This is a genomic window from Cupriavidus lacunae, assembly GCF_003353055.1.
Classification (GTDB): domain Bacteria; phylum Pseudomonadota; class Gammaproteobacteria; order Burkholderiales; family Burkholderiaceae; genus Cupriavidus; species Cupriavidus lacunae.
In genome coordinates this window covers 1-24,341 of the sequence record NZ_QKWJ01000072.1, presented here as the reverse complement: position 1 = coordinate 24,341, position 24,341 = coordinate 1, and the positions used below count along the sequence as shown (strand labels likewise).

Genomic DNA, 24,341 nt, shown 5'->3' with positions numbered 1-24,341 from the left:
TCAGCGCAGCAGCGAATGGAGGGCGAGGCAAGGAATGGCGAAGAAGGCGAGCAGGCCGCCCCAGAACTGGGCAGGACGGTCGTGTTCGAGCTTCACCAGCGCCATGGCGAACGCCTGCCGGCCCTGGGCGAACCGCTCCGGTACCGTTGCCTCGGCATCGTTCGCGCGCACCCATACGCGCATGTCCGCGACCTCAGCGAGTGCGAGGCCGGAAAGCTTAGCAATGAGCGAGTTGGCCACAGACATCGTATTCCTCGAAATAGCGGCGGAAGGTTGGTCCCTTGAGGACGCGGGCGGCGAGCTGGAAAGCCGCGCTGCGCGGCGTGATCGGCTCCGGGCACGGCTCGTCGACCATGCGGCACACATACCCCGGCGCCTGCCTGCCTTCGAATAGCGGAATCGGTTCCAGGAAGGGCGCCCAGACGTTGTACTTCTCGCCCTTGAAAGCGGCGTAGCGCTTGGCGTAAAGCTCGTGCGCGCGGCCAAAGAGGCCTCGCATGAAGGCAACGTTGCCGTAGCCGTCCTTGCGGTCGGCCTTATAGCCGGCGAGGGCGTCCATCAGCATCTCCTTCACCAGCGGCTCGTCGCGCACGATGAAGTTCAGGCCGATGAAGTCCACGAGGCGGGTGCAGACGTCATCCAGCTCCGGGAAGCAGATGAAGACGGGCGACAGTTTGGCCGAGAGCTTGTGCTCTTTGACGATCTGGCGAAACAGGCTGGTCATGTGTGAACTTATCCTTCGATGATGGGGATGCGACCCTGGTAGACGGCGCCACCGGAGACCCGCAGGAAATATTGCAAATTAGGGAGCTGGGTAATCAGGCGCACCGGGATCAGCGGCACTTTCTCCAGCTGCCGGGAACGGGATACCGAGCCGCTGAATTCGCCCACATGGGCTTCACTGCCGGTGCTGGTGGTGCTCGACTGGACGATGGTGGTGATGCCGGTTTCGCCCACCTTGTCGGAGAACCACTGCGCCGTGTCGGTGTCTTCCAATCGTAAGATGATCTGGTTGTTGAGGTTCGCCAAAAATGGGACGCTCTGGTTTTGCAGTATCTGCCGGAGCGGTTCCTGACCGGCAAGCCTGGCCCATGCCCGATGTGCGGAGGCAATGACCGCTTTACTTACGACAACAAAGGCGGCCGTGGCGATTGGGTATGCCGGCAGTGTGCCAATGGCAACCCGATGGCGGGCGACGCCATCCTGCTAATTTGCCGATACACCGGCATGTCCTTCCTCGAGCTTGCCCATGTGGTGGAAGGGGAGCCGGCCCCGGCGATTGTCCGACCGACGCATCCCCCTGTTCGGCATCGTGGCATGAGTGACGCGGCGAAGGCCCAGCGTATCGAAAGGGTCTGGTCCGGCGCCAAACCGCTGGTACCCGGTGATGCCGCGATGCGGTACTTCGCCGCTCGCGTGCCGGGCCTTGTTGCCCCGCGCCCGAGCGCTCTAAGGCTGGCGATGATGGACTATCGCCACGAGCATGCTGTGCTAGGGCGCTATCCAACGATCGTGGCCCAGTTCACGCTGCCCGACGGCCGCATGGCCACGGTGCACCGGACCGCGCTGGACCCGGCCAAACCGGCCAAGGCGTTCATCGCAACGGCTGACGGGGAAATCCTGCCGGCCAAGCGCAATGACGTGACGGCGCTGCCGCTCGCGGGCGGTGCGGTTCGGCTCATGCCGCCGCGCGATGGCGTGCTGGGCGTGGCCGAAGGGTTGGAGACGGCATACGCGGCGCACATGCTGTTCGGTGTGCCGACCTGGTGCTGCCTGAACCGCGTGTTGCTCAGCCGCTTCGTCGTGCCGCAAGGTCTGGGCATCCATACACTGCATATCTTTGCGGATTTCGATGAGGTCGATCCGAAGACACGCAAGTCGCCCGGTATGGCGGATGCGTTGGCCCTGGCCAAGCGCGCCCGCAATGAAGGTCTGACCGTCCATGTGCATCGCCCGTTGGTGCGCGGCACGGACTTTTGCGATCAGTGGCTCACCGCCAACCGGTTGCAAGGCATTGCTGGCCAGCGCGCCGTCTGCGCTTAGCCGGTCGTTGTAACTGCCGGCCCTCGGGCCGGCACCTCTCCTTCTATCTGCCCTGCGGGTTCAGCCCGCCAGGAAGAACCCTTGCGGCAGCTCACTACTTGGAGTTCTGGAATGTCGTTCAAAGGGTTCAATGTGATTGTGGGTCGTCTGCAAATCCGCGCCATGCGCCAACTGCCGTCGGGTACCGTACCGGCGTGCCAGTCAGACGCAGAGACCTACCATGTCTACCGTCACAACGCTGACGGATCCACGCAGCTGCAACACACCGACGCGGACTTTGATTCCGCTTTCACGTATTGCGCCGGTCTGCCCGCGGCACTGAGCGCCCATCCCCTTTAACGAAAAGCCCGGCAAAAATAGCCGGGCTTTTCTGTTTTGCGCGCCGTATTCACTGGCGGCGAAAGGCCTGGATCAGCGTCAGTGCGCATTCCCAAAGCGCCCAACCGATGCCGAACGTCAGCAGGAATTTGAAGAAGCGGATGATCTCGTATTCGGTCATTGCTTTGGCCCCTCTGGGTGCGTTGCGTTGATTCTACTGTATCCGCCTGCGCACCAAGTCAAGCCTGAGCATCTAGCCGTTGAAACGACTTGTCGCCGCCACCAGCGCGTCGAGTGCGAGCGTGGAGAGTCCGCCTGCGGCTGCGGTCGGCGCTGTCGTCCCGAGTACTGGCGGCTCGTTGACCAGATCGTTCCGCGACGCGGGCGGGAGCGCTGGCGCGGGCGCCCGCGCTTCGACGGACGGCACGTCCGACACTGGTATCGCCACGGCCACCAGCTCCGCCGCATTACGACCCGGTGGGCTGGAAACGGTCGGCGGCGGTGAAGCAGTGTGGGAATGCGTCACAGCCATACCGATCATTTCGGAGACATTGCACGCGCCGTACTCGGCGAGCTGCTTCAGGAAGAAGGCACGTTGCCGGAGGTCGCCCATGGCGGCGAGTCGCCGGTACAGAGTAGGCGTCGCCGCTTCCGTGATCGTGACTTTGATTTCGAGCTTTCCCACAACCGTCCTCCGTTACCGGTTGCCGCCGCGTGCGTGGTGCGCCGAGCCAATTAGGTAGAACCCGCGGACGTTGGCGTAGCAGGGCGATTCCATCATGTGAACCGTTGTTCGTGGGAAGGCGGCCTTGATGAACGGGGCATAGATGGCGGCACCGCCGCCGGTCAGCACGATGGATCGAATGTCCTCGGCGCGGCCGACACGAGATTGCATCTCCTTGACCGTGGTATGGCAAAGCGACCGGGCTTCCTCGAAAAAGGGGCGGAGGTCGAGATCCTTGTTATAGAAGAGCATAGGCAGGTTCTCGCGCAGGCATTCATCAATGCGTTCGATCCCGGAGACTGCCACGCCTTCCGACTTTTGGATCAGCGCGGCCATTTGCTGGTAGATCTTCGCTGCGCCACCCGGGACGCCGCCGCTGCGGCTGTCATCCATGGTGAAGCCGCGCGCCACCACCCAGTCCGTCGTGAAGTAGCCCACATCCACGATCAGGTGGGAGTTGACCGGGTCGAACTTGTCCCCGCCGTATTGGGAAAACGAAACTAGCGCGCCGAGCGGTTGGGGCAGCGGCATGACGTTGCGCACCACGATGCGCGTGTCGCCGAAGTCCAGCTCACCGGTGTAGCGGTCGCGCAGGTAGTCCGAATACATCGGGGTGGTGTGCACCGGCAGGCCAAGCACCAGACGGTCCACCTCGGTGACGCCGACATATTGCAGGGAGCCAGCCAGGAGCGCGGTGTAGTTGGGCGTCGTCACAAAGTCTTCAGAGAGCGTGCGGCCCGTGTCGCCGTAGGCCGTGCTGATTGCGACGTCCGGACCGACCTCGTAGCGGGACCCGTCGACCGTTACGGTGATGACGTCGCGAGCTTTCAGGTATCCGCCGCCGTGCTGGGAGAGAGTCGAGTTGGTCGCGGGTGGGGCGAGGGACGGGAACATTTGCAGGCCGATCTCGGCGCCGCGTGCAAACGCACTCTTTGTGTTTCCGTAGCCAACGTCGGTCGCAAAAACTGAGGCTTTCATTTCGGGGTCACTTCCTGAAGGGCATGAGCATGGGGAACGGTAGCTGCGGATGCGATCTGGGCACTGTCAGTGTCTGCCTGAGAATCACCGAATCTGTCAGACACTGACAGACGGTGTCAGATAGTGTCAGGGCGCCGGTGTCTTGACTCACCGAAAGTGCCACTGTTTGTCAGTGTCTGAAAGATCGTCCGCCCAGCTACTGTACGGCGGTTGAGGTGCGGCGGGATGATCGAAAGATCGCCAATTTCGTGCACGATTCGCAATGCACCAGGGGTTGCACGGGTGGGCCACGCTCGCTATCCTTGTCCTACTTTCCGCGTCCCCGACGCATCGACTCGCCACCGTTTGCGTGGCCACCCCAAGCACCGACACCGCCAGAAATGCGTCGTCGGTCGCCTCTATGTCCAAGCCGCACACTGACGCGGCATTTTTTTCAATCGCCACAAGCACATACTGGCCCACACTGAGGACACCGGACACTGCGATACCGCTTGGCTTTGCGGGTTGTTTGGAAGAATTGGACGCGATGAGGACATGTGCAGACCGGACACCCGGACACATTGGCTCCCTCCGATACCTACACACGCCCGACAGCGAGATGCGGGGTAGACGAACACTGGCGGCCCAATACACAGCGGTCCAGATGTCGTTACCTGGGGGCGGGGGATTGCGTGGCAGAAGGCCGCGGACTCTCTGGAACGATACGAGCACGGTGAGCGCGACCGTCAACGAAACAGCGCAACGAGAGTTACACGGGTGGCGACGGCGGGCGTGCAAGCACTGGCCGGCGTACATGTCAGGAGCGATCTTGGCAACCGAGTAGCCCGAACCCTTCGGCCAGGCTCGCGCGCAGCGCAACCTGTGGCGGGGAACGGGACGGTCATGACACGCACTTCCACGTGTGGGGCCGACCAGCAAGGGGATCGCTAAAGGATCGGAAGGCAGGACCGTGGCCGACGGCAAACGGCAACACAGCAGGCGCAAGGGAAGGCTTCGCTCAGGGCGTTTCGGGGACGTGGGGGCAGGTCGGGCGCTGGGTAATCCAAACGGAATGGGATGACGGATGCGGCAGTCAGTGGTGTTTGACGTACGCGGCTTGTTGGCGAGATACGATTTGCCGACCCGGATGAAGGCGGAGATTGAGGTGGCCGTGATCGGTAACGTGAAGAAGATCCTCAGCCAGACGCGGATCAGCCACAAGAACGCCTCGATCAAGACGCAGGAGCGGCGCATGTACACGGTGTGCCGTTCGTTTGTGGAACTGCGTGCGTGCGGGTTTCATCTTGAGAGCCCCCACTCGATCCGGCACAAGCATGTGCAGGCGCTGGTGAGCTACTGGGTGTCGGAGAAGCAGACGGGCGGGACGATCGAGAACAAGCTCTCGCACTTGAAGGCGTTTTGTCAGTGGATCGGCAAGCACAACCTGATCCGGACGTTGGGCGACTACGTTGACCGAGTGGAACACGGCCTGGTGCGCAGCTACGTGACGACAACCGACAAGTCCTGGGCTGGCAATGGCATCGACGCCACCGCCAAGATCTCGGAGATAGCGGTGGATCACCCGCGCGTGGCGGTGCAACTGAAGATGCAGGCGGCATTCGGCCTGCGCATTGAGGAGAGCTTCTCGCTGAAGATCAGCACCGCCTTACGCAATCTGGACACACTGCGAGTGGTGGACGGGACGAAGGGTGGGCGCAAGCGTGAAGTGCCGGTGCAGTTGCGGCTGGCTGTGCTGGAGGAGGCGGCCGCGCTGGTGGATCCAATGAGCGGATCGACGACACCCTCGTCGTATTCGATCGAGCGGTGGCGGCACCATTACAACGCGGTGCTGCGCAAATATGGGGTCTATAAGGAGGGGCTGGGCGTGACCAGCCATGGACTGCGGCATCAGTTCTTGCAGGAGTATTACAAGACGTTGACCGGTGTGGATGCGGCGGTCAAGGGCGGGAAGGCGCCGGACGTCGAGACACATCGTCGGGCGATCCAGGCGGTTGTTGAGGCGGCTGGGCACAGCAAGGCATCGAAGTCAGGCGCCTACCTGTCGACCGTCACCGCGATGGCGCGACAGGAAAAGCCACAAGTCTCACCCCATCAGGCGCAGGCGGCGCTCATGGCTGCCAGCAACAACAAGGCCGAGGCTGCGAATGCACTCGGCATTTCACGGCAGGCGCTTTACCGGCTCCTCGGAAAGCTGCCGACCATCAACCCTATCTGAACAGGATTCAATCATGACATTGATGTGGCAGTACGAAGATCGGGTTTACACCACGCACGAGGTTTGCGAGATCTTGGAGCGCGGGGTTGGCCCCGATGCGCTGGCGGCCTGGCCAATGGTGGGGTTGCCCGAATACGTCATTGCTGTGGCGCGCGCTGACACCGAGTACCCGGATATATTAGAAGAGGCGCACGGCGCGGGCTGCGCACCGCGTGAGGAATCCTCGTGGTCGATCTGCATGAGTCGGCTCCGGACGAGCCGTCGGGGGGCTAAGTGGGGGGGACCTTCTGGCGGTCGACCCGTACCTCGAGCTGCTGCATCTGCGGCGGGAGCCCGGCGAGACCGTTGGGATCTATCTGAGCGACTTGTTGACGTCCTCCCCGCCCTCAGCCAGCGGCTGCCGCACCAGGCGCGGAAAGGACGGGGATTCCTCCAGCGAGACGGTCACGTCCGACCGCGAGAATGTTTCGAGCAGCGTTGCGGTCACGATTGTGGGTCGTGCCACATTCACCGCATGTCCATTCCCTTATTCCAAGACCTGCGACACCTTTCGGACCCGTGCGAGAACGACAGCACGAACAGGTTTGGGAGGAAAACGCTTCATCGACTTCATCGAACCATACGCCTGCGTCAGCGCACTTGTACTGCAGCATGGTTCGGAACGCCGACCACCCCGCGTCCAGCACCGATTTTCCGTGCTGGGATCGCGCGAGGGCCTGTGCATTCACGTTGCCGACAAAGATCGCACCATATTCGCGAGCGAGTTGGGTGCTGAGTTGATGCAGAAAATCCTTCCTGCGATTGGCGATCTTCGTGTGGATCGCCCTCACGCGAGCCTTCTTGCGAGCGCGCTGGGCGGTCGCGAGAGCAGGCTCAAGGTCGCGGTAGAAGCGATGAGCTTCCACGTTCTGAAGACTCTCGTCCGAGAAGCCAGCGAAGGTCTTGAGACCCAGATCGATGCCCAGTTCCCGCTTCGATTCGCTGCGCTGTGTTGGCGTAGACTTGACGGTCACGTTCAGATACCACCGCCCGCGGCTGTCTTCATTGATGGTGCCGGCGCCAAGTTCGTAGCCCGACAGACCATAGGTATCCCAGACACCCAAATGCAGGCCCTGGAAATGAACCTGCCCACTACGCCATACGACCGAGCGGGCTTTGAAAGGTATCCACCCCAGCGATCGGCGCGCGCCACCGCTCTTGCGCCAACGGAGCTTGACCTTGCGGTGCTGCCTTCTGCGTGTGGCGTACTCCTCTGCAATCTGCTGGAATACAGCCGATCCGATGCCCAGACCTTCCTTCGATGCACCGTTTAGGTATCGCTGAAGCTCGATGCCAGAAGCGAAGCGGCGCTCACGCTCGAATATCTTGTAGGAAGCTCGTTGCAGTAGTTCCAGACGAAGTTGACCTCCCGCGCCATCGCGGACAGCGGCGAAGCATGTTTGTCCTTGATGCGCAGGCGGAGAACCCGAACGGGAGTATTACAGCGAGCCATGATGAGTACTCAGATCGTCGATCATCGTGTCAGACACAGTACCACGCCTGCGTGGCGGGTCAAGCGCAGTTGAAGTCGTGCTCTGCACGACGCGCTCTACCTCTCCGGCATGAATGCCGGGGCTTCACGCGCATCCTGGTGAACGGTGCCATTGAGGACGGGCCGGCAGCGCCGGCATTACAGCAACTGTTCGAGTTTGGGTTGCAGTGGACCGATAACTACGAGACCGGGCAGGTCTTCGCGCTCATTGGCTTTGATGTACCGGATCAGCGCCTGGCGTTTTACCAGCTTGGCAAGCTGGTTGCCGACTGGCTATCCTGTGCGGACCTCGATCGGGTGGTCCGTGCCGCGCGCGAGCCGCAAGTATTGCGCTCTGTGACCGAGGAGAGCGGGCCGCCGATCACGCGCGCGGTCCTGCACTAACGCGGGGTCCTGAAAGTATCGCAGACCGGATCTTCCCAGCGGGCACGGTCCGCGTCTGGCAGGCGGGCCTGCGCACGGAACGGGGCCGGATCACGGCGAACTGGTTCGCGGCGTCCGAGGGGTGCCCGGGGGCTGGACAACGGGCTCGTGCAAAGAGGCTGGGCCCATTCGGATATGGGCGCCGGATGCGGGCCCGATGGGGAGTGGCACTGAGGGTAATCGACAGCCGGCTCGCGCCACATTTGACCGGTTAAATGCACCGCCTGAGCTCTCAGCGTAGAAAGTCTGGCAGGAACGGGTTATTGTCCCAGTGGCCTGTTGCGCCCCACCAGCAGAGGAACAGAACCACGGCGATTGCGCCCAGGATGTAGAAGCGCGCTTCCTTGTCGGTTCGGAAGGTGTGAACGATTTGCTTGAGGCGTTTCATGCAAGTCTCCTGATTAGTAGCGGGCGAGGACGGTGTGAACGAACGGCAGGACACTCGATTGGCGGAACGTGTTCCGAGGTTCCTGGCCATCCGCCACGGCGGAGCGATCAACGGCCGTGGAAGTGAGGGTGGCGAGGCTGACCCTTCGGCTGACCTTTTCGCCGGGATGCGGCGTGGGCGCGAGCAACGTCATGGGTGTGTCCCGGTATGCCTTGTCCAGACGCGGGAACGGATCGACGCCGGCGAAGCTGGCCAACTCGTCATTGCTCACGACCGCGTACCAAGCCGTCGCGTCGTTGCGGGCAATATAGGCGGCAGCCCCGACACCGGGCACATAGACCGCTTTCCACATATAGGTAGGGATCGAGATCCGGCCGTTGAGGCGCGCCGGCTGCGCAGGATCGAAGGCTGGGCCCGTCACCACAAAAGCTTGGCCGTATTCGCGCACCATGCGGCGGGTCGAGGTCTCTATATGACTCCAGAGCCGGCGATTGCTGGCTGCGGCCTGCGGTACGACGTTAGCGAGACTGAAGCTCTCGGCCTGCGAGGCCAGGTCAGGGAAGTCGCCCGACGGGGCAAGGTGGCCGCGATCGAGCCCGCTACCACGACCATAGTCGGACAGGCGGGCACGGTCGGCGGCGGGGATCTCCGCTTCCTCGTAGAAGTCGCTGTCACGCGGTACGGAACGGGTAGCCATCACGGCCTGGGCAGTCAGGTTCTCGGCCGACCACAACGCGGTGCGGGTGGCGGCAGAGGTTTGCACGGCGTAGCCACGAAAGCACAGGGACTACGTGCGGCCCTTGGCCACGGTGGCCGGAACACGCGGCTGGCCGTTGGTGCCGAAGACATGCGGGCAGTCGGTGGACGGGCCTTTGGCGTAGGCAGCAGTGCTGACAGCGGTGCTGACGGAAGCGCGGATGGCGGTAGCGGTGACGGCCGCGGCGAAGAACAGAGGCTTGTGCATCGCTTATTTGCTCGGATGAGAGATACCTCGATCTTGCCAACGCCTACGCGAAGTCAAGGGCGGCTCGGCGGCTTCCAGAGGGCGGGCGCAATGGGGCTCCCATTTTCGTCAGTACAGTCGAGGATGCGCGCGAGAAACTCCTCCAGGACAATCGTGCCGCCGAACAGCTCTTCGGAGATGGTCGCAGGCAGCGCATCGATCGGTTCGATGTGAATCCACGGGCGGCCGTCGATCTGGATCACCTTGGCGCGGCGCATGAGTTTGCGGTAACGGCTGGCATCCTTCAACAGGGACTCGGCCGGCACCAGTTCCTGCAGGAGCGGCTCGGGCTGCAACAGCTTTTCCGCCATAGCGGCGAAGAGCGGGCCGCGAATGTCCCAGTTGTCTTCGTTGCGGGCAATAAGCGCGAGCACCATGCCCAGGTCGGAGCTGCTCAGTTCCTTGCGGACGATGGCAGCAAGCTCGTGCTGCTCGGTCGGGCGGGGGCGGACACGGGTGTTCCAGATACCGCTGAGGATGGCAAAGGCCTGATCGCGGCCAGCATCAAGGGATTGGGGCGGGGTGGACATGCCGCAGCCGGTGCAGACAATGACCGCTTCAAAGCGGTTGGCGATGAATCGGGGCTGGCTGTCGCAATGCGCGCAGGAGAGGAGGCCGTCTGACATGGTTGGGGCGGGTTCGCGGGAGTGTGGCGCGCATTATGCCAAGATTCGCGATCCGCCCGGCCAGCGCCACTAGGCGGCAGGCCCCTGGAGTTGGAAATACTGCTCGATCTTGGCGAGCAGATCAACGATGGCGTGTTCCATGGAAACGGGAAAAAGTAGATGAGTCGACGTGCCGGGTTGCGTCTCAGCCGTGGATATCGGCAGGCGCTGGCTGATCCTCAAGGCGTGCCGGATAAACGGCGTCGATGGCGTGTGCGGCCCGCTCGAGAAGTATGTCGAGGTGGTCGGGCCAACCCAGGCTCCCCACTTGACGCGGATAACGGCTTGCACGGCCTCCGGGCGCGCAAAATGATACGGCGCGCATCACGCCAGTTGCGCTCATGGAAGGCGCGCATCCTCGCTTCACAGGCGTCGGCACGGGCATTGCGCCGGGCCAGCTCTTCGTCCACAGAATGCTCTTCGGCTGCCACGTGCTCAGCCAGCAGTGGATGGCATTCGCGTTCGCGCGCCTGTTTGCGGGCAAAGGCCGCTTGGCGGCGTGCCTTGAAATCGAGGGTTGTAACGTTCGTAGAGGGTGAAACGCATGCTTTGCTCGGTCGAATGCTGGGGGGACGAATCTAGCTTACCGGGCTCGGCGCAAAGTCAAGGTGGCGCTCGGCCCATGGCGGCAGGCATCATTTTCGGCGCGAATCGGGACGGACCGATCGGCGAATGACGTATGATTTCGCACGTCTTAAGCCGGATGACCGGCAATTTCGTCCCCTAATATCACAATGAAGGAACTGAACCTCGGCACCCGACCGCGCGACGAGCGGACCTTCGCCGCCCCCGATGAGCCGCTCTATCGCGAGTTGGCCACCATCGACGCACTCACCTTCCGGCGCATGCTGGATCGGGTCTTCTGGCACCCGCCCGCCGATTCCCTGCGCTTTGAGGTGCGCGCCATTCCGTCGGAGCAGGGCAGCGAGTACACGGTCACGGCGATCATGGACGGAGTGGGCGAGGTCTGGTTCGACGCCGACACCATTCCCGCTCGTTGGGATGCCATCGCCACGTTCGAGTTGTCGTGGTCGCTGTCGCAGCTACAGGCGGCACAGCACGACCTGGACGCCGTTGGCTTTGAAAAGCCCGGCGGCAAGCCGGGGATCGAGCGCATGCCGGACTACTCATCGATCCAGGATCCGGCCGAGGCTGGAGGCTACCGCTGGCAAGTCATCAACCGGCTACGTAAGGCAGGAGTCGACCTGAAGTAGTGTCGGGGGCTTTCTTGGCAGCAAGCTTTGCGGTATCCTGCGGGCTACTTTCGCGTCACTGACGCATCGATACGGCCGATTCGTCGGCACTCTGCTTTTTCTGCTTTTCTCACCCACTGGGGCCTTGTCCCCATGGGCATGGCTCCATCTTTCGTTGGAGCCATCATGTTCATCCACTATCGCGGCACTCCCATGGCTGTTCTGGCCATGATCTTCAACCTGTTCGCCGCATTGGGTTTCACAATCGCAACCGTCGACTCAGGTCTGTTGTACCTGCAACTGGCCTGCTGCGCGATGATCGGTAGTCTGATTGCCGCGGCCTGGTTGGTTGCCTATTCCTCGCATACGCGTTACGTCCAAGCTTTGGGCTGACGCCTCGGGCCGCCTCTGCGGCCCCCTTCTCGACCTGTGCGCTTGCGTTGCCGGTCGACACTCTCTCCCATTGGGGCCTTGTCCCCGATGGGCAGGCTCCGTGCCTATCCATTGGAGTCTGCTTCATGTCCACGATCGATCGCCTTTCCACGCTCGCCTTGTCTGGCCTGGGTGTCATCTTTGCCCTGGCCTTTGCGTTTTCGATGAATACCGGGGACGCCTGGCTGCTGAGTTTCCAGCTCAGCATCTGCGCGCTGCTCACTGCGCTGCTCTTCGTTGGTTGGCTGCTTGCAACCAGCCACGCGATGTGGCGTGAAGGCGGCCTGCTGCAGCCGAAGTGGCACACGGATTCATCTATCTCCGGCTGATCGTCGCACGACGGAGTCCTTCATCTACCCACAGGGAAACGCGTCCCTGTGGGGCGTTTCCCGTCATATCCCAAGGAAACGTCATGATCCAGAAATTCCTCGAAATCGAAGTCGGTCCCGTTTCGTACGACGAAGCCTGCGCCCAGGTCGGCACGGATGACTACGCTGAACGCTCTCGCCTTGAGTGCGCCGTGTACATCCGCCAGCTAGGCCGCATCTTCGGCATGCACGCGTCCGACGCGCTCACGTTCGTGCGCCGTGGCTTTGCCCACGACTTCGGCTGCGTGGTGGCCCGCATGAACGCGGCAGGCGCAGCGCTGTTCGATGAGTCCCGCCTGCCTGCGCAGTGGGATCACATCGCCCGCGCCGAACTGACCTGGCTGTCGCTGAGCTACCGCTACCGGCGCCAGCTGCAGGACGGCGAGCGCGAGCCGCAGAACGTGCCGATGTTGTACCGCCTCGGCTCGATCCCGGATTTTCCGGATCATCCGGTCGCGCACTGGCTGGCGCTCGGCGTCGTGCCGATGCCCACCGGCCCGGCCCTGGCCCTTCACTGATTGGGAGAGGCCATGCCAATGCCATCTCTTTCAGCAGTCACGCAGGCCATGATCGACGCGGCCGCTTTGGTGGATGACCTCAACGAGGCGCTGTATCCCCTCCAGCGTGCCGCGGGCATCGACGCCGGCGACGTTGCCGGGGTGTTTTTCAGCGGCAACGACAAGAATGAGTCCACCTGGGCAACGGCTTCGCCAGCCGTGCGCGAGCAATGGTTACAGGAGTACCTGGACCTGGAGCGCTGGACGGCAGGCGCTGACGACGAGGATGACGACGCTGGCGCATAGCTGAGCGCCGTTTCCAACCTTTGACCCCATCGGGAGACCTTCCCGATGGGGCGTCTCCCGGCAATTCCTTCCGAGAGACAACATGTACAATAAGATTATCGAGCAGTTCATTGCCGCCCAGCAGGCGGCCCATGCGGCGTATCTGGCAGCTGCGGCTTTCGAGCGTGATACCGTTGCGGGCATCGCCGACCACTACCATGCGGTCGACGTTCGCAGCGAATACGCCATGACGAGGGAGCTGCAAAGCTTCTGCCGCTCGCTCGCGAGTGGCGTCGTCAATCGCGCCCGCCGCGAGTTTGCGCCGCCGGGTAGCCGGCTCGATATCAAAGACCACGACGAGCATGAACGCGCGGGGCTGGATATCGACGCTGCCCTGAAGGCGGGCGGCATCCCCGATATTGACGCCCTGTGGGCTTCGCTCACCGCACGCTACGGCGGCAACGGCGGAGCGGAGCTGGCCTATCGGCAGGCGGCCCAGCGCATCGTCAGCGGGTTCGGGCTGAATCGTAAGCGCGAGATCAAGAAGACCGCCTCTGCGGTCATTCTGCGCAAGCATGTCGGTTCCGAAGCTTGCTACGGCGCGCTCCGCGCGCAAGGTGAATTACTACAGCCTGCAGAGCACCGCGGATTGCCTAACCGGACTGGCCACATTCGCCGCGAAGGCCGGCCATCACGTGCTGGCGAATTGCCTCACACGCTTCAATCTCCACCAGCTGGAGTACCACTATCGCGAGAAGGAATGCTATCCGGGCCTCGACATCGTCTTCTTCAAGGACGCCTGGGAATTCAAGCTTTCGCACCAGGTGGCGGACGATCTGATGTTGTTCGTCGGTGAGTACGGCGAAGCGTTCATGCAGGAGGCCATTTAGTTGACCAAGTACAACCCACGCATTGAGGCGTTCCTCGCGACTCAGGCGGTGGTGGCCGATGCAAAGTCTTTCACCTCGGTATCGCTGGAACTGAAGCGGTTCTGCCGCAAGCAGGTAGCTGAGATCATCCAGCGCGCCAGTGTCGACTTCGGCCTCTTCGGGGCTCCCATCCAAATCGACGAGACACGAATTCCCGTTGACGGTCATCCCAACATCTGGGAGGCGATCGCGGCTGGGCTCGTGCCGGATCTCGATCACTTCAGGGAAATCCTGCGCGCGACCTACGAGGCCAACGGCCCCGCCATCGCCGAGCAGCAGACGGCGGTGACGCTGTGCCGCGCCTTCGGGCTGGCCAGCATCATGGCCGAGCGGCGCTCCGTCACAGTGGTGAGACTGAAGTTGGTCGCAATCTCCGAGTCTGTCTGCTCAGCCACCCGTCCATCGCGGCAACTGCACTTCGGTTCCTTCGAGCCTGTCACTCAGGCGTTCACGGCACTTGCTGTCTTCGCCCGTCGCATGGGTTACACGTCGCTGGCCACCTGCCTCGCCGTCATTCAGTACAACGAGTACTGGGAGTTGCGCCTAGCCAAGCCGATCACAGACACGCTCATTGCGTTTGTCCAACAGCACGCCGGCACGTCGCCACAGTCCGCATAGAAGCTGTCTGGTTTGCCCTCTATCAATACACCGCCACTGGCGGGGCTTCTTCTTCTCTGGAACACACTATGTCATCTTGGTACGAGCCCTTGCGGGCCATTGTCAGTCTTGGCTCACAGGCCGAGAGGGTCGCCCATCAGGGCGAGTTGCACGCCGCGCGTCAGCGCCATCTCTCGCAGTTCTTCACTCCCGACGCCATCGCCCGCCTCATGTGGGGCGTGGCTGCCGCCTGGCAGCCAGCGCGCAAGGTGTCGATCCTCGACAACTCGGTGGGTTCGGCCCGCTTGCTGCAGTTCGCCGATCCGGCCGCGCACAGCCTGTACGGTGTGGATGTGCACGCGCCAACGATCGAGGCGGTTCAGGCGACCGTGGAAGCCGCGGGCTTCAATGGCAGCTTCCGGCACGGCGGCATGGAAGAGATTCATCCGCGCCACTTCGATCTCGCCCTTATCAATCCGCCCTTCTCGATTCATCTCGAATCGCCGCACCTGAAGCCGTATGACTGCACAACCTGGGGCAGGTTTGGGGCGAGCACCAGTGCCCTGAGCCACGAGTACGCGCTGGCACAGGCGCTGGACGCGGCGCAGATCGTGGTGGCCTTGCTGCCGACGACCTTCGTGGACAAGTTCGCCGGGTTGTCCATCCCGTACGGTGAGCCGTTCAATGAGGCAGCGCAACGAGTGGTTGGCGTGTTCGACCTGCCATCCAGTGCCTTCCGCGAGGAGGGCGCCGAGGTGCGCACGTCGATCGCGGTATTCGCGCGGTACCGGGCGAAGCGGAGCGACTATGTGCGCCAATCCGTCACGGATCTGACGCGGCCGCTGCCCGCGCTGGCGTTACAGGCGGACGAACGCCACTTTGGCGAAACGCGCCTCGGTCACCAGCTGCTGGACGACGAGGGGCCGGCCATCACGCGGCCAGTGACCTCGCAGAAACGGGTACGCTTCGCGCATGACGGGCGGCGCATCGTGTTTGGCTTCGACTGTGGGTTCGTCGAGGCGATGGTGCGCAACCGCGTGCTGGAGCGTCGCATCGTGCCGCTGGAAGGCCAGCGCCTGCCGCGCGGCTTTCGATACGCGGGCACCGGCCGGCTGCATCTGGAGGCCTATCTGATGCAGCCCAATCCCATTGCGGCGCTGGGTGACTTGGTCGACATGGTGAAGGCTGCCGGCGGTGAGCCGGAGTTCGCGCCGGGGTTCCTGGAACACTTCGGCCGGCGCTTGCGACGCAGTGCGCGGCAGGCCCTGCCGTTGCGCCATGTAGTCTGGACGACGGGCGTCGGCGCCGCAGACACCCTCACAGGTGTGGCGACGAAGACGCACGTGGTGGATCCGACCGTGTGGGGCAGCCCGGTCATCAAGACGGGCCAGGAAGTCCGCTTCGATCGGCTGCCCGATGGCCGCTACCAGTACGACGTGCGCGGCAACCAGTATGCCGTTTCGTTGGACGAGATCACCACCCGCTATAGCGTTGGGAAATCGGCGCAGGCGTGGGAAATCGTGCACGAGGGGCTGGCCAAGCGCTATCCCGAGCAGGCGAGCTGGCTGCGCAAGCGGCTGCTGGCGCTGGGGATCGATCGGTGGCTGGACTGGGAATTCCAACAGCAGGACCTGGTTGAGCTGCTGATGAAGCCTTGCGGCGCGGTCGCGGCATGGGAGCAGGGTTGCGGAAAGTCGCGGCTGGCTGCGGCGCTGATCCTGCTGTCTGGCGTCAAGCACGGTTTGATCGTCGTCGAGGCCCGGCTCATCTCGGAGATGTGCGCGGAACTGGCGCAGATCATGCCGGTGTCGGACGTGCATGTCATCGAGTCGCCGGAAGATCTGGGTGCGCTCGGTCGCGTCAACCTGATCGCCTATGAGCGGCTGCGCATGCCGGTGTGCCGGGAGGCTTCCCGGCGCGTCACGTATGCCCACCGACTGCGCCGTCGTATCGGCCTGTTGGTGGCCGACGAGGGCGAGCGCCTGTCCAACCCGACGAGTGACCAGAGCCGCGCGCTGTGGCAGCTTTCGGCCCGGCGTCGCTACGTGCTGACTGGTAGCCCGATTGCCAACTACCCGCGCGATATCTTCGGACTCGTCGCCTTCACGGGCGGTGACGGCGCGGCGGCGCAGCCTTATGGCTACCGCCGCGGCTATCTGGAGTCCAATTGTCTGGCCACGGTGCAACACGCCGAGCGCGGCATTGATCGCTTCCGCAGCGATTTTGTCGTGTTGGAGTGGGTGACGTGGGAATTCGCCGAGAGTCTGCAGGACGGGGCCAAGCGCGAAGTGCCCAAGATCGGCAACCTGCCACGGTACCGCCAGATGCTGGCGCCGCACGTGAAGCGCCGGCTGGTCTGCGAGCCCGACGTGGCCAGGTATATCCGCATCGAACAGCCGGCAGTCGAGGTGGTCGAGACCCCATGGGATCCTGCCCACCTGTCGCTCTACCTGCGCACGGCTGACGAGTTTGCCAATTGGTACCGGGACGTCCGCAAGGACGGTCGGCCGAACAACCTGATCGCAATCCTGGCGCGCATCCGGGCTGTGCACTTCGCCGCCAACTACCCGCAGCACGGGGTAGAGGGCGTCGGCATGCTGGTGCAGCTCACCAGCAAGCAACGTGCCGTCATCGAGCGGCTGGAGGCCATCGCGGCAGAAGGGAAGCAGGCCATCCTGTTCGCGGAGAACCCGGGCGTCATCACCCTCATCGCCAGTCAGTTGAAGGCGAGGGGAGTCGACACCGTGCCGTTCCACGGCGGGATTCCGATCACGAAGCGCGTGGCCGACAAGGACAGGCGATTCGTGGGCGGCGATGCCACGGGGCTGCTATGCACCAAGGCGTCCGGCCGGGCGGGCTACAACCTGCCCAATGCGGACTATGTCCTCTTCTATGACCGCTCCTGGACGTGGCGTATCGAGTATCAGGCGATGCGGCGCGCGCTTCGGTGGAACCGGAAGGAGCAGTTGAAGGTCGTGTACTTCCATCTACCGGGAAGTATCGATACCTACCAGGACCAGATGGTGGCGCACAAACGGGACGCGATGGAGGCGGGCCTGGACTGGGCGACACCGGAGCTGGAAGACGAGGCGTTCCTGCACATGGACACGCTGTTGGATGAGTTTGTGGACGATCTCGCCAAGCTGCATGGCCGCAAGGCCCGGGATCAACGTGAACTGCTCAAGGACGCAGCATGAAAACTGAAGATTGCACGATCGCCATTGGCGAGGGTGTGGCCACCGTGAAGCGCCGTGGTACCCGCGGCACGACCGTGGCAAACATCCTCGGCACCGTCGAAGCGGACGGCATCGAGGTGATCTGCCTGGATCGGCTTGTCCACGGCATCTTTGAGGACAATCTGGATGGCTGGTGCGTTGGTGGCGCGGTGACCACGCTGTTGTCGCGCCCAATCGGGCCGCGCCGGCCGGCAAGCCGCTAGCCGCCCCCCCCCCCCGATCGCCACGCGCGGTCGTGGGGGTACCATTGCCGGCTGCGGGCCAGAAGCCTGCGTCCTTTCCTGTACTGTCTGCCCTCCGATGTATGGAGGGCATTTTTCTTTGGCCTTTTGCCGATCTGCGGGGTGTGAGGGCCGATGCAGTCCTGGTTACGGTGGGCAGGTTCGGCCATGAGCGGGCGGCCGTGCAAGGTCAGCGTCTGACCGCTTGCACCTTCGAGCAGTCGGCGACGAAATCCATCGCATCAAGAGCGTCGACCACTGACGTACTCCACCAGCGCTTTGAGCTTGGTCGACTGGTTGCGCCGGCTTGGATAGTAGAGATAGAAGCCTGGGAAGGTTGGCGAGAACGGAACCAGGACCCGCTTCAGCCGTTTCGCCTTGATGTGAGGCAGCGCGAGCTGCTCGAATGTGTAGGCAAGCCCAACCCCTTCGAGCGCGGCCTCAACGCTGAAGATCGTGTCGCTGATCGTCAGGTTGCCCGCGACTTCGTACTCCACGAGTCGGTCCTTCATCAGGAACTCCCATTTGTGGATCGCCCCGGTCCCGGCAAAGCGAAAGCGGACACAGTTGTGGTCCGCCAGATCGTCCGGATGAACGGGTGCCGGGTTGTTTGCCAGATACGCCGGTGACGCGACGACGGCAACGCTGATCGGCCCGCCTAGAGGCACGGCGATCATGTCGCGCTGAACACTTTCGCCAAGGCGGATGCCGGCGTCGAAGCCGCGTTCCACGATGTCCACGAAGCCTTCGTCATTCGTAAGTTCAAGCTGGACATGCGGGTTCGCCTTGAGAAACCCAGCCAGCATCGGCTGCAGCACCATCGCGATCGAAATCCGAGCCGCATTGAGGCGAAGTATTCCCGACGGCCTGCCCTGAAGGACGTTCAGTTCCTCGCCGGCCTCAACAACCTGCCCGAGCGCTGGACCAACTCGCGCAAGATATATCTCGCCCGCCTCGGTAAGGCTCACACTTCGGGTCGTCCGGTGCAGCAGCAGAACGCCAAGGCGCGTCTCCAGTTGCCGTATGGCTTGGCTAAGCGCCGAGGGGGAAACCTCCAGCTCGGCGGCCGCTGCGGTGAATCCTCGGTGCTCCGCAACTTTCCAGAACGCCACTAGGCCGTCGAGCTGTTTAAGTTTCATACTTTGAAGCATAGCTTCATAAAGCATGCAGCGCTAGGCCATTTTTCTTTCAGAAGCCGAAACCTACATTGGACTCCACTAAGGAGTCTTGAAATGCCAGGTTTGTTCGACAGCTTCACCCTCAACGGAGTCACCCTCCGGAATCGCATCGCTGCATCGCCGATGTGCCAGTACAGTGCAATCGACGGGAGCGTCACCGACTGGCATCTGCCTCACTACACGGGGCTCGCGCGCGGAGGCGCAGGGCTGGTCGTCGTGGAGGCTACGGCTGTTTCGCCCGAGGGGCGAATCACCCCCGGGGATCTTGGCCTCTGGAGCGATACTCACACGGCCGGTGTGGCCACCATTGCCGGCGCGATCTCTGACGCTGGCGCCGTCCCTGGCATCCAACTCGCTCATGCGGGCCGCAAGGCGGGCTGCACGCCGCCATGGGAAGGCGGTGCTCCGATGCCCGCCAACGATCCGCGTGTGTGGGAGCCAATTGCTCCATCGGCCGTGCCGCTGATTCCCGAGCAAGCGCATGTTCCTCGCGCCATGAGCGTCAAAGACATTCGGCGCGTGCAGCAGGACTTTGCTGACGCTGCGCAGCGCGCTCGTGAAGCCGGCTTCAAGTGGATCGAGCTTCATTTCGCCCACGGCTTTTTGGCGCAGAACTTCCTTTCCCATCACTCCAACAAGCGTGATGACGCCTATGGCGGGAGCCTCGAGAACCGCGCGCGCTTCCTTGTCGAGACCGTCGCGGCCGTGCGCCGCGTCTGGCCCGCCGATCTGCCGTTGACTGCCAGGGTCGGCGTGCTTGAGTTCGACAGACAGGACGACAGAAATCTGCCCGAAGCCATTCAGGTTCTCAAATGGCTAAAGGCCGAAGGGCTCGATCTTGTCGATGTCGGCATCGGTTTCTCGACGCTCGCACCTGTTCCGTGGGCGGCGAACCTCCTCGTCGAGACTGCAGGGAACGTGCGCGACGAGACAGGCCTTGAGGTGACGACAAGCTGGTTGATCACAAATGCGAAAGAAGCGGACAGCTTCGTGCGCAAGGGCAAGGTCGCATTCGTCATGCTGGCCAGGCGACTTCTCGACAACCCGCATTGGCCGAACACCGCTGCGCGCGAGCTCGGCGCAAAGACCCAGGTGTTGCCCACGCCGTACGCGTACTGGCTTCAGAACTGGGTCCCAGTCTGAACGTGATCCGCCACCCATTCAAGGATTCACCATGAACAACTCGATCCAACCCGCCCAATCGAGCTCGACGTCGGCGTCGGCTCTGACGCGGCGCGATCTGTTGATCACCACGGCCTTCATCGGCGTAGGACTGACACTCGCACCAAGGGCTTGGGCCGCAACCGCACAAACCAAAGGACCAACCATCATGACCCAGCGAAAACTCGGCAATCTCGAAGTCTCGGCACTTGGTGCCGGGTGCATGAGCATCAGCGCCAACTACGGCTCGCCTGCTGACAAGGGCCAGGCGATCGCGCTGCTGCGCAATGCTCATGAGCGCGGGATCACGTTCTTCGATACGGCAGAAGTCTATGGCCCTTTCACCAGCGAAGAGCTGGTGGGTGAGGCACTCGCACCCATCCGCGACCAGGTAGTGATCGCATCGAAGTTCGGCTTCGACATGGACAACAACGGCGCGCTGAACAGCCGTCCCGAGCACGTAAGGAAGGTGGTCGAGGCATCGCTGAAGCGACTCAAGACCGACCGCATCGATCTCTACTACCAGCACCGCGTGGACCCGGCGGTTCCGATCGAAGATGTCGCCGGCACGATTAAGGACCTGATCGCGCAAGGCAAGGTCTTGCATTTCGGGCTGTCGGAGGCGAGTGCCAAAACCATTCGACGCGCCCACGCAGTGCAGTCGGTGACGGCGGTCCAGACCGAGTATTCCGTGATGAACCGGGATCCGGAGCACAACGGGGTGCTCCAGGCTTGCGAAGAGCTGGGCATCGGTTTTGTGCCGTGGGGACCCGTGGGCATGGGCTACCTGACCGGGAAGATCGATGCGAGCACGAAGCTCGATCCGAAGAGCGACCTGCGCTCTGGCTTCGACCGCTTCTCCCCGGAGAACATCGCCGCTAACAAGCCCTTCCTCGATCTCCTGAAGCGCGTCGCCGTGCGGAAGAACGCAACGCCTGCGCAGGTGGCGCTGGCATGGCTGCTGGCGCAAAAACCCTGGATCGTGCCGATCCCCGGCACCCGAAGTCCTGCCCACTTCGCGGAAAACCTGCAGGCCGTCGCTCTGCCGCTTTCGTCGACCGACCTGCGAGAGATCGACACTGCCTTGGCGAAGCTGACGGTGCATGGCGGTCGCATGAACGCCATGCAGATGAAAGTCGTCGATCACAGCGCGTAGGAGGAATCGATGACTGCGGAGAATCGCCCCGTGCTGACCCTGTATCACTGCCTGAGCGCTCGCTCGTTCAGGCCGCTGTGGATGTTGGAAGAGATCGGCGTGTCATACGACCTCCAGGTGCTCCCCTTTCCGCCTCGTTCGCAGCAGCGCAGCTATTTGGCTGTCAACCCGCTGGGGACGGTGCCCGCGCTCGCAGAGGGTGCGCAGTTGATGACCGAGTCGGCGGCAATCTGCCAGTACCTGGCTGCGCGGTTCTCGCCGGGCGCGATGGACGTGGCCGTCGACGAGCCGGACTACGGCGCCTATCTGAATGCCCTGCATTTCGGTGAAGCAACGCTGACCTTTCCGCAGACGCTGGTATTGCGCTATCGGTACTTCGAGCCCGCAGAGCGTCGCCAGCCGCAGGTGGCGGACGACTACGCCCGATGGTTCCTCGCGCGGCTGCGCAGCTTGGAGCCTGTGCTCGCGACACGCGAATTTCTTTGCGCCGGACGCTTCACCGCAGCCGACGTGTCCGTCGCCTACGCGCTGCTACTCGCCACGCATCTGGACCTGAGCAATCACTTCACCCCGGCCGTTGCGGCCTACTGGGCGCGATTGCAGCAACGCGACGGGTATCGAAAGGCGCTTGAGGTGCAGCACCAGGCCGCGCTGGCCCAGGGCGTGTCCACGATACCCGCACCGGATATCCGATAGTGCTTACATCAAAGCCAAAGCTCAAGTTAGCTTCAACGCGACAGATCGGCGCCACGAGCCGGGACTGCAAAAAGAGGGAATGTCTGCTTGGCAGATGCAGCCGCCTGCTTCGGCGAACCGGCCGGCCGCTTTGGGGTCGTAAGGCGCCGGTCGGCTCCTCTCAACTTGGTCGTCATGACGTTTGGACTTGAGCAGCCGGTTGCTCCCTTACGGCTGACGGCCTGAATCCGGCACCTACAAGCTACCCAGCCTCAGCCGGAGCCAGGAGAGGTAGATCTTCCGCTGTCAGGGACTTTCACCCTTTGCTCCTTGCCAGTTAGCCGGCGAGCACTGTATATTTATACAGTTGCCGTCGCATCCCAGAAAAGCTGGCTCCTGAAGTCAAGCCCGTGCGGCGCCTGCGCTTTCTCCTTCACCTCGAAAGGCAATTATGTTCGTGGACCGAACCGAAATCATCAACGCCGCCAAGGCACTGCGCGCCAGCCAGGAAGAGTCCAGGTACAGCAAGCTCGTCGCGCTCGCGAACAAGCAACTCAAGGCAATGCAAACGGCAATCCAGAGGGGCAAGGAAGAATTCGAGACCAGACTGGTACTCGACATCAACGAAGACAATCCGCAAGCAGCGCTGGAACCGCGCGCGCAACGGCTAGCCGACGACCTCAGAGCGCAGGGCTACACCGTAACGGTGACCACGTTTGCAGAGGTCAGCACCGACCGCAAGAACTGGACGCCGAATATCACGGTCGTCATCGGTCTGGGCGACATGGTTTCCGAAGACGACAACGCGATAGCGGAAAGCACGGTGTCCGACGAGACGGAAGTCGCGCTGGCTGGCGAAGCTGCCAGTGAAATGGCCTGACAGCAGGCGGGCAATCCGAGACAAGGACCGGCATCACGGGGCTTCGCGCACGGTCGCGTGCGTGATGGTTTTTCCAACAAGGGAAATCTGCACGCGATCTACCAGTAGCACGCGATGAAGGAAACCGTGGCGTATAAGGACGCAATAGCCTGCGTCTTGATCGAACGAGGATTGTCACCACGCATGGCGGATCTCACTGGGAGGATCATGCTCGCGCCGTGAGCGTGTGCGCGGCTATCCCTGCTGGCTTCATCGAGGTCGGCGATCGGCCATGAAGCGTCATTCGCTCGCACCGTTGCTCAGACACTCAGACGTCGGCTCCGCTCAGTAAGCTGTCCTTCCATTTGCGCCCGTGAACGTTGCGACATCGGCCATTCTATTGAAAAACTCCCCGACCAACGTCCCAACCAGGTTTTTAGGGTGTCCTCCAACCCCTAACCGTGTTCATGAGCGGTTTGTAGAGCGATCTGAGAGGCCGACTTTTCGCGAGCCAATCCGACAACTGCAAGGAGGGAGTCTTTCAACAGAATCTGGCCGAAGCTACCGTTCACTCGCGTCCTCGGCGTAACCGCTAGGTGCTAGTGCCGCATTTTCGCTCTAGTTTTGAGTCAACTGCGTAGTACCGCACTTGCTCTTCCACAATGAGACCGAAGCCCCCGCTCAATATCCGGCCGGACGCGAGACTTCAGATGGGGTGTACCTTGAAATCCGCCAACACCCGCGCCGCGCCGGGATAGTCCAGGAACTTCACCGCTTCCTTGAGCTTGATCTTCTTTTTTGCGCGCTCAAAAACAACCAAGGCCTCTTCCGTATTGACGTGCCGGGAGATGTACAGAAATCCATCCACACCCGCTCCGTGGTCATGCACAGCACGGGACCACTGCTGCGGAAGGGAATAGGGGGTCACGGTCGAAAGAGAACCGTCACCACCGATCGACTTCAGCGGAACGCCATGCAGGACAGCCACTTTCAATGGCGCGCCCTCAAAGGTGAACACGTAGCGGTCGAACTCCGAACAGGCAATACGAACCCCACCATGCTTCGGGTCAGCCACTTCGTTGTGCAAGACCGTTTCCGCGAAGGCGACGTGGACATTGAAGCCAAAGTAGCAGGTCCCATAGCGCATGCGGTTATACACAATTGTCCCCATCATCGACGGCTCGTAATCCTCGCAAAGTCTTCGCAGCGACATGAACTTCTTTCAGGCCAAGCCAAATCGTCTTCACGCCGGGCTCGCCATCGCTC

Annotated in this window: 28 protein-coding genes and 1 pseudogene; 16 read left to right on the top strand and 13 right to left on the bottom strand. The window is 62.5% G+C overall.

The features are described from left to right. The 3 genes and pseudogenes from DN412_RS33375 to DN412_RS33365 all read right to left on the bottom strand — a co-directional run. On the bottom strand, positions 1-246 hold the full coding sequence (locus DN412_RS33375; protein WP_244222890.1) for a hypothetical protein: 246 nt from the start codon (positions 244-246) through the stop codon (positions 1-3). After that, entirely contained in the window at positions 218-724 is a 507-nt protein-coding gene (locus DN412_RS33370) for a hypothetical protein (protein ID WP_115215488.1), read from the bottom strand. Before DN412_RS33370 ends, DN412_RS33375 begins: the two co-directional genes overlap by 29 nt. A gap of 8 nt (positions 725-732) precedes the next feature. Further along, positions 733-1,029: pseudogene (locus DN412_RS33365) on the bottom strand (TraM recognition domain-containing protein); the annotation flags it as partial. Positions 1,030-1,047: 18 nt separating this feature from the next. Here DN412_RS33365 and DN412_RS33360 point away from each other — a divergent pair. Beyond that, positions 1,048-2,043 (top strand): primase-helicase zinc-binding domain-containing protein, encoded by a 996-nt coding sequence (locus DN412_RS33360; protein ID WP_244222889.1) that lies wholly within the window; start codon positions 1,048-1,050, stop codon positions 2,041-2,043. A gap of 571 nt (positions 2,044-2,614) precedes the next feature. On the opposite strand, the gene DN412_RS33350 is transcribed toward DN412_RS33360, so the two are convergent. Both DN412_RS33350 and DN412_RS33345 read right to left on the bottom strand, forming a co-directional pair. Beyond that, positions 2,615-3,046, bottom strand: coding sequence for a hypothetical protein (locus tag DN412_RS33350; protein ID WP_115215485.1), 432 nt, complete (start codon positions 3,044-3,046; stop codon positions 2,615-2,617). Between the two features lie 12 nt (positions 3,047-3,058). Next, positions 3,059-4,063, bottom strand: coding sequence for a PRTRC system protein D (locus DN412_RS33345; RefSeq protein WP_115215484.1), 1,005 nt, complete (start codon positions 4,061-4,063; stop codon positions 3,059-3,061). Between the two features lie 1,063 nt (positions 4,064-5,126). Here DN412_RS33345 and DN412_RS33340 point away from each other — a divergent pair. Next, the gene (locus tag DN412_RS33340; RefSeq protein ID WP_115215483.1) at positions 5,127-6,278 is read left to right on the top strand and encodes an integrase domain-containing protein; all 1,152 of its coding nucleotides are present in this window, start codon (positions 5,127-5,129) and stop codon (positions 6,276-6,278) included. Positions 6,279-6,664: 386 nt separating this feature from the next. Here DN412_RS33340 and DN412_RS33335 read toward each other — a convergent pair whose 3' ends face one another. Further along, complete coding sequence (locus tag DN412_RS33335; protein ID WP_244222893.1) at positions 6,665-7,537, bottom strand: RNA-guided endonuclease InsQ/TnpB family protein; 873 nt, start codon at positions 7,535-7,537, stop codon at positions 6,665-6,667. 371 nt (positions 7,538-7,908) lie between these two features. Here DN412_RS33335 and DN412_RS33330 point away from each other — a divergent pair, with 371 nt between their 5' ends. Beyond that, positions 7,909-8,193: a hypothetical protein gene (locus DN412_RS33330; RefSeq protein ID WP_115215482.1), complete on the top strand. Its 285-nt coding sequence runs from the start codon at positions 7,909-7,911 to the stop codon at positions 8,191-8,193. A gap of 271 nt (positions 8,194-8,464) precedes the next feature. Here DN412_RS33330 and DN412_RS43900 read toward each other — a convergent pair whose 3' ends face one another. The 5 genes from DN412_RS43900 to DN412_RS33315 all read right to left on the bottom strand — a co-directional run bounded on the left by DN412_RS43900 (position 8,465) and on the right by DN412_RS33315 (position 10,579). Then, positions 8,465-8,620 (bottom strand): hypothetical protein, encoded by a 156-nt coding sequence (locus DN412_RS43900; protein WP_167471161.1) that lies wholly within the window; start codon positions 8,618-8,620, stop codon positions 8,465-8,467. 13 nt (positions 8,621-8,633) lie between these two features. Beyond that, on the bottom strand, positions 8,634-9,404 hold the full coding sequence (locus DN412_RS33325) for a DNA/RNA non-specific endonuclease (RefSeq protein WP_167471162.1): 771 nt from the start codon (positions 9,402-9,404) through the stop codon (positions 8,634-8,636). A 3-nt stretch (positions 9,405-9,407) separates the two neighbouring features. Further along, positions 9,408-9,584, bottom strand: coding sequence for a hypothetical protein (locus tag DN412_RS44925; RefSeq protein ID WP_167471160.1), 177 nt, complete (start codon positions 9,582-9,584; stop codon positions 9,408-9,410). 53 nt (positions 9,585-9,637) lie between these two features. After that, entirely contained in the window at positions 9,638-10,249 is a 612-nt protein-coding gene (locus DN412_RS33320; RefSeq protein ID WP_115215481.1) for a hypothetical protein, read from the bottom strand. A gap of 69 nt (positions 10,250-10,318) precedes the next feature. Then, the gene (locus DN412_RS33315) at positions 10,319-10,579 is read right to left on the bottom strand and encodes a hypothetical protein (RefSeq protein ID WP_115215480.1); all 261 of its coding nucleotides are present in this window, start codon (positions 10,577-10,579) and stop codon (positions 10,319-10,321) included. 443 nt (positions 10,580-11,022) lie between these two features. Here DN412_RS33315 and DN412_RS33305 point away from each other — a divergent pair, with 443 nt between their 5' ends. The 9 genes from DN412_RS33305 to DN412_RS33265 all read left to right on the top strand — a co-directional run bounded on the left by DN412_RS33305 (position 11,023) and on the right by DN412_RS33265 (position 18,028). Next, positions 11,023-11,502: a hypothetical protein gene (locus tag DN412_RS33305; RefSeq protein ID WP_115215478.1), complete on the top strand. Its 480-nt coding sequence runs from the start codon at positions 11,023-11,025 to the stop codon at positions 11,500-11,502. 165 nt (positions 11,503-11,667) lie between these two features. After that, positions 11,668-11,874, top strand: a complete 207-nt coding sequence (locus DN412_RS33300; RefSeq protein WP_115215477.1) for a hypothetical protein — start codon at positions 11,668-11,670, stop codon at positions 11,872-11,874. A 125-nt stretch (positions 11,875-11,999) separates the two neighbouring features. Beyond that, entirely contained in the window at positions 12,000-12,242 is a 243-nt protein-coding gene (locus tag DN412_RS33295; RefSeq protein ID WP_115215476.1) for a hypothetical protein, read from the top strand. 83 nt (positions 12,243-12,325) lie between these two features. Then, the gene (locus tag DN412_RS33290; RefSeq protein WP_115215475.1) at positions 12,326-12,799 is read left to right on the top strand and encodes a hypothetical protein; all 474 of its coding nucleotides are present in this window, start codon (positions 12,326-12,328) and stop codon (positions 12,797-12,799) included. A 12-nt stretch (positions 12,800-12,811) separates the two neighbouring features. Continuing rightward, on the top strand, positions 12,812-13,084 hold the full coding sequence (locus tag DN412_RS33285) for a hypothetical protein (protein WP_133303118.1): 273 nt from the start codon (positions 12,812-12,814) through the stop codon (positions 13,082-13,084). An 82-nt stretch (positions 13,085-13,166) separates the two neighbouring features. Continuing rightward, a complete protein-coding gene (locus DN412_RS33280) occupies positions 13,167-13,919 on the top strand; it encodes a hypothetical protein (protein ID WP_244222887.1) in 753 nt (250 codons plus the stop codon). A 34-nt stretch (positions 13,920-13,953) separates the two neighbouring features. Then, positions 13,954-14,610, top strand: a complete 657-nt coding sequence (locus DN412_RS33275) for a hypothetical protein (protein WP_115215473.1) — start codon at positions 13,954-13,956, stop codon at positions 14,608-14,610. Between the two features lie 68 nt (positions 14,611-14,678). Then, positions 14,679-17,786 carry an SNF2-related protein gene (locus DN412_RS33270; protein ID WP_115215472.1) on the top strand — a complete coding sequence of 1,036 codons (3,108 nt, stop codon included), beginning with the start codon at positions 14,679-14,681 and terminating at the stop codon, positions 17,784-17,786. Then, complete coding sequence (locus DN412_RS33265) at positions 17,783-18,028, top strand: hypothetical protein (protein ID WP_115215471.1); 246 nt, start codon at positions 17,783-17,785, stop codon at positions 18,026-18,028. The genes DN412_RS33270 and DN412_RS33265 overlap by 4 nt, the downstream gene beginning before the upstream one ends. Positions 18,029-18,288: 260 nt before the next feature. Here DN412_RS33265 and DN412_RS33260 read toward each other — a convergent pair whose 3' ends face one another. Continuing rightward, positions 18,289-19,185 (bottom strand): LysR family transcriptional regulator, encoded by an 897-nt coding sequence (locus DN412_RS33260; protein ID WP_039011511.1) that lies wholly within the window; start codon positions 19,183-19,185, stop codon positions 18,289-18,291. Positions 19,186-19,278: 93 nt separating this feature from the next. Between DN412_RS33260 and DN412_RS33255 the strand changes: the two genes are divergently transcribed. The 4 genes from DN412_RS33255 (at position 19,279) to DN412_RS33240 (ending at position 23,096) form a co-directional block, all read left to right on the top strand. Further along, a complete protein-coding gene (locus DN412_RS33255; RefSeq protein WP_115215470.1) occupies positions 19,279-20,367 on the top strand; it encodes an NADH:flavin oxidoreductase/NADH oxidase in 1,089 nt (362 codons plus the stop codon). 187 nt (positions 20,368-20,554) lie between these two features. Beyond that, positions 20,555-21,541, top strand: a complete 987-nt coding sequence (locus DN412_RS33250; protein WP_115215469.1) for an aldo/keto reductase — start codon at positions 20,555-20,557, stop codon at positions 21,539-21,541. 30 nt (positions 21,542-21,571) lie between these two features. Then, a complete protein-coding gene (locus tag DN412_RS33245; protein ID WP_115215499.1) occupies positions 21,572-22,237 on the top strand; it encodes a glutathione S-transferase family protein in 666 nt (221 codons plus the stop codon). Positions 22,238-22,667: 430 nt separating this feature from the next. Further along, complete coding sequence (locus DN412_RS33240) at positions 22,668-23,096, top strand: hypothetical protein (RefSeq protein WP_115215468.1); 429 nt, start codon at positions 22,668-22,670, stop codon at positions 23,094-23,096. 685 nt (positions 23,097-23,781) lie between these two features. On the opposite strand, the gene DN412_RS33235 is transcribed toward DN412_RS33240, so the two are convergent. After that, entirely contained in the window at positions 23,782-24,249 is a 468-nt protein-coding gene (locus tag DN412_RS33235) for an RES family NAD+ phosphorylase (protein WP_244222886.1), read from the bottom strand. Between the last annotated feature and the right edge of the window lie 92 nt (positions 24,250-24,341).

Coding starts and splice junctions, on each gene's coding strand:
- DN412_RS33375 (WP_244222890.1), bottom strand. CDS start 246: ATGTCTGTGGCCAACTCGCTCATTGCTAAGCTTTCCGGCCTCGCACTC.
- DN412_RS33370 (WP_115215488.1), bottom strand. CDS start 724: ATGACCAGCCTGTTTCGCCAGATCGTCAAAGAGCACAAGCTCTCGGCC.
- DN412_RS33345 (WP_115215484.1), bottom strand. CDS start 4,063: ATGAAAGCCTCAGTTTTTGCGACCGACGTTGGCTACGGAAACACAAAG.
- DN412_RS33340 (WP_115215483.1), top strand. CDS start 5,127: ATGCGGCAGTCAGTGGTGTTTGACGTACGCGGCTTGTTGGCGAGATAC.
- DN412_RS43900 (WP_167471161.1), bottom strand. CDS start 8,620: ATGAAACGCCTCAAGCAAATCGTTCACACCTTCCGAACCGACAAGGAA.
- DN412_RS44925 (WP_167471160.1), bottom strand. CDS start 9,584: ATGCACAAGCCTCTGTTCTTCGCCGCGGCCGTCACCGCTACCGCCATC.
- DN412_RS33320 (WP_115215481.1), bottom strand. CDS start 10,249: ATGTCAGACGGCCTCCTCTCCTGCGCGCATTGCGACAGCCAGCCCCGA.
- DN412_RS33305 (WP_115215478.1), top strand. CDS start 11,023: ATGAAGGAACTGAACCTCGGCACCCGACCGCGCGACGAGCGGACCTTC.
- DN412_RS33300 (WP_115215477.1), top strand. CDS start 11,668: ATGTTCATCCACTATCGCGGCACTCCCATGGCTGTTCTGGCCATGATC.
- DN412_RS33295 (WP_115215476.1), top strand. CDS start 12,000: ATGTCCACGATCGATCGCCTTTCCACGCTCGCCTTGTCTGGCCTGGGT.
- DN412_RS33290 (WP_115215475.1), top strand. CDS start 12,326: ATGATCCAGAAATTCCTCGAAATCGAAGTCGGTCCCGTTTCGTACGAC.
- DN412_RS33285 (WP_133303118.1), top strand. CDS start 12,812: ATGCCAATGCCATCTCTTTCAGCAGTCACGCAGGCCATGATCGACGCG.
- DN412_RS33280 (WP_244222887.1), top strand. CDS start 13,167: ATGTACAATAAGATTATCGAGCAGTTCATTGCCGCCCAGCAGGCGGCC.
- DN412_RS33270 (WP_115215472.1), top strand. CDS start 14,679: ATGTCATCTTGGTACGAGCCCTTGCGGGCCATTGTCAGTCTTGGCTCA.
- DN412_RS33265 (WP_115215471.1), top strand. CDS start 17,783: ATGAAAACTGAAGATTGCACGATCGCCATTGGCGAGGGTGTGGCCACC.
- DN412_RS33260 (WP_039011511.1), bottom strand. CDS start 19,185: ATGAAACTTAAACAGCTCGACGGCCTAGTGGCGTTCTGGAAAGTTGCG.
- DN412_RS33255 (WP_115215470.1), top strand. CDS start 19,279: ATGCCAGGTTTGTTCGACAGCTTCACCCTCAACGGAGTCACCCTCCGG.
- DN412_RS33250 (WP_115215469.1), top strand. CDS start 20,555: ATGACCCAGCGAAAACTCGGCAATCTCGAAGTCTCGGCACTTGGTGCC.
- DN412_RS33240 (WP_115215468.1), top strand. CDS start 22,668: ATGTTCGTGGACCGAACCGAAATCATCAACGCCGCCAAGGCACTGCGC.
- DN412_RS33235 (WP_244222886.1), bottom strand. CDS start 24,249: ATGATGGGGACAATTGTGTATAACCGCATGCGCTATGGGACCTGCTAC.